The 3260-nt window shown below is 48.9% G+C and carries 3 protein-coding genes; all 3 read right to left on the bottom strand.

Going from position 1 to position 3260, the window contains the following annotated elements; genetic code table 11:
- Window positions 1-133 precede the first annotated feature (133 nt).
- The 3 genes from FC99_RS06395 to FC99_RS06405 all read right to left on the bottom strand — a co-directional run bounded on the left by FC99_RS06395 (window position 134) and on the right by FC99_RS06405 (window position 3126).
- Window positions 134-1498, bottom strand: coding sequence for an amino acid permease (locus FC99_RS06395; protein WP_048733100.1), 1365 nt, complete (start codon window positions 1496-1498; stop codon window positions 134-136).
- A gap of 644 nt (window positions 1499-2142) precedes the next feature.
- Complete coding sequence (locus tag FC99_RS06400) at window positions 2143-2661, bottom strand: GNAT family N-acetyltransferase (RefSeq protein ID WP_048733102.1); 519 nt, start codon at window positions 2659-2661, stop codon at window positions 2143-2145.
- Between the two features lie 18 nt (window positions 2662-2679).
- Window positions 2680-3126, bottom strand: a complete 447-nt coding sequence (locus FC99_RS06405) for a flavodoxin domain-containing protein (RefSeq protein WP_048733104.1) — start codon at window positions 3124-3126, stop codon at window positions 2680-2682.
- Window positions 3127-3260 lie beyond the last annotated feature (134 nt).

A 3260-nucleotide genomic window follows, 5' to 3' on the forward strand; every position in this document is an offset into this window, starting at 1 on the left:
GTCCACAGCGGACTTTCACCGCCTAGTTAGCGCCCATGCCGGGCGCACACACAAAGGGCCCCGCGGATGTTTTCCACGGGGCCCTTTGTTGGCGATTAGTCCCTGACAAAATCAGTTGTGCAGGACCAACACCTTATTTTTCTGCCGTTTCACGGGCGTGATATTTTCTGAAGTAAATAAGCGTCATGATAATCAGGAAGACGACCCCAACTAAAATGGAGATGCGCGTTTCGGGGTTCAAGAACATGAAGATCAACGTGATGGCCAGAAAGACCAGCGTGATGTAGTTGGACCACGGTGCGAATGGCATTTTGAACGGGTGGTTCGCCATGTGCTGTGGATTTTGCTTGCGGAACTCGATTTCACTGATCAAAATCACGAACCACGGCACCATCCCTGGAAGCACACTGGAACTGTACACCATGACAAAGATCTGGCTGGCGTCCTTGAAGTACATCGGTAAGACCACGTTCAAGACGACCCCAATCCCGATTCCGATGGAAATCGCGATGACCGAGTAGAACGGAACCCCATGCCGGTTGAGCAACGTTACCTTTTTCGGCAACTGACTTTTTTCGGCTAAGGTGTAGGCCATCCGACTGGCACTGTAGATCCCGGAGTTCGACCCGGACAAGGCCGCCGTGATGACCACGAAGTTAATGATGGAAGCCGCTGCGGTAATCCCAATCTTAGCAAACGTCTGCACGAACGGTGAACCGATCTGGTTGAGTTGGTCCCAAGGGTAAATGGAAACAATCACGAAGATGGCGCCGACGTAGAAAATCAAGATTCGGGCCACCGTCGAACGAATCGCCGTGACCAATGTGTGTTGCGGGTTCTCGGCTTCACCGGCCGTGACCCCAATCAACTCGATTCCTTGATACGACGCGAGCACAATGGCCAGCGCGTAGATGAACCCTTTGGCCCCACCGGTAAAGAACCCGCCATGCGTCCAAAGATTACTGATACCGACCGCGTTTCCGTGGTTCCCGAAACCAAAGAGAATCACGCCTAACCCAGCGATGATCATTAAGACGATTGTAACCACTTTAATCAGGGCAAACCAGAATTCGAGTTCCCCGAACATTTTAACCGAGATCAGGTTGGCCACACACAGGAAGGTGATGGCGACTAACCCCGGTATCCAGTCCGGCAGGTTGGGCCACCAGAAACGGAAGTATCCGCCCAACGCAATCATTTCACTCATCCCGACCACGATGAACTGGAAGATATTACTCCAGGCCGTCAGGTAGCCAAAAACGGGATGCATGTATTCGGAAGCAAAGGTTGCAAATGACCCGGTCGTGGGGTGCACGTAAAGCATCTCCCCGAGGGCCCGCATAATTAAGTAGAGGAAAACACCAGAAATGATGTACGCGATGAGGACGGAAGGTCCCGTCCACTTGATTGTGGAACCAGACCCCATAAATAATCCAACGCCGATCGTACCGCCCAACGCAATCATTTGCATTTGGCGAGCGCTTAGTTTTCTTTGCAATCTAATTCCTTCTTTCTATTCTACTGAATATATTTTTGAAATATCGATAAACAATGGCTGACTAAAAATTGCTTCAAATCGTACAGGCCATAAATTAAAACTTTATGAGAACCAGTTTATCTGGTTCTAGACCGTAACGCAATCTTTTTTTGCTGAAACGATGCCCGTGACCGATTTCGCGACTTAACTAATTTGCGGCCGAACAGTCTAAAATAGATCGCGTTTCTCACGCCGCAGCTGTCAGAAAATCCGACTGCTATGATTGACCCTTTTCAATAACCACAGAATTTACTCTACTTAGCCAGCAATAACATTGACATATTAACTATCAATCGGTAACCCACTATGTAAGCCGAGAGGTCGGTAAATATGGGCTCAGGCGCGTCGTTCTGCTTAGTTGTTGGTGGTGGTTTTCCACCGGCTTAGCAGAAAACCAAGCTTGAAGACTCGTGATTTTCGAGGCTTCAAGTTGTGTTCGCACCGTTCCAGCCCATATTTTCCGACCGGTAAGGCGCAAGACCATCCACATAAATAGCTAAACTTGTTCTTAATTATGCAGCAGTTCCCCGTTTTATTCAAATTGACCCAAGCAGCAAAAAGGCCGCTACCAGCGTTACGCCGGCAACGGTCATTGGTCAACTTTTTTAGACTAACTTTTCATATACAAAACAAACGTCAGCTGGGTGATAGACACCAACCAAATCGCCGACCTTTTGGAAACCGAATTTCTCAATTAGGTGTTGCATCTTCTTATTGTCCCGGTGCGTGTCGATACGAATGCTGTCGGCTTCGGGATGGTTTTCTGCGATGTAGTCGAACAGGTCACGGAAGAGTTTGGACGCGTAGCCCTTGCCCTGATGATGGGAGAAGATGGCCACCCGGTGAACCGTGACGTACTTGTCGCTGGTCGAGAGCCATTCGCCGTCCATGGTGTCGTACGCGTGGTCCGGCGACTCGATGATGGCAGCTACACCTAACGTTTCGTGGTCGTCACTGTTATAAATGACTGCCCGGCCGTCTTCAATATCACCCTTGATGACGTTGCGGTTGGGATACTCATTTTGCCATTGATCGATACCGGCATCGGCGAGTTGTTGCTTGCCATCTTCAATAATGTCACAAACTAAGTCTAATTCTTCGATTTTTGCTTTTCGTAAATACATGTCGTGGTCACCTCGTTATTAAATTCCGAAACTTTTTAATACCTGTTGCGCCAATTGGTCGATGCGTTGGTAATCGTCATCGTCCGGATCCTGGTCAATTTTGACCGAATCGGCGACCTGTTCACCGTTACTGGAATTTAACTGCATGGTTAAATAATCGACAGCGCGACCAAAGTGCAGGTGTTGTTTAGAACTGGACCCCAATACGGCAAACTTGGTCCGTTCCAGGTCAACGTCTTGCAGGTCGGCAAAGAAGTCTTGCGCTTCATCGGGCAACTCACCGTCATGATAGGTGTAGCACGCAATAATCACGGCATCGGCATTGGGTAGGTCAAACGCATCAGCTTGCGAAATCTCGGTAATCACCGTTTGCGCGCGGGCGGCCAGTTGGGCCTGCAAGTGGCCCGCAATGGCTTGGTTGCGGCCAGTATGACTGGCATAAATAATCTGAATTGATGGGATCATAAGTTAAATTTCTCCTCGATACAAAATAGCCGGGACACGACTGGCGGCACCGGCCAAAAGTAAACTGGTAAGTATTATACCCAATTCATTCATAAAAGGACTAGAATGTTTTGACTGTTCCTACATCTCAAGCC

Origin of the sequence: Levilactobacillus koreensis JCM 16448 (genome assembly GCF_001435525.1) — a bacterium.
GTDB lineage: Bacteria > Bacillota > Bacilli > Lactobacillales > Lactobacillaceae > Levilactobacillus > Levilactobacillus koreensis.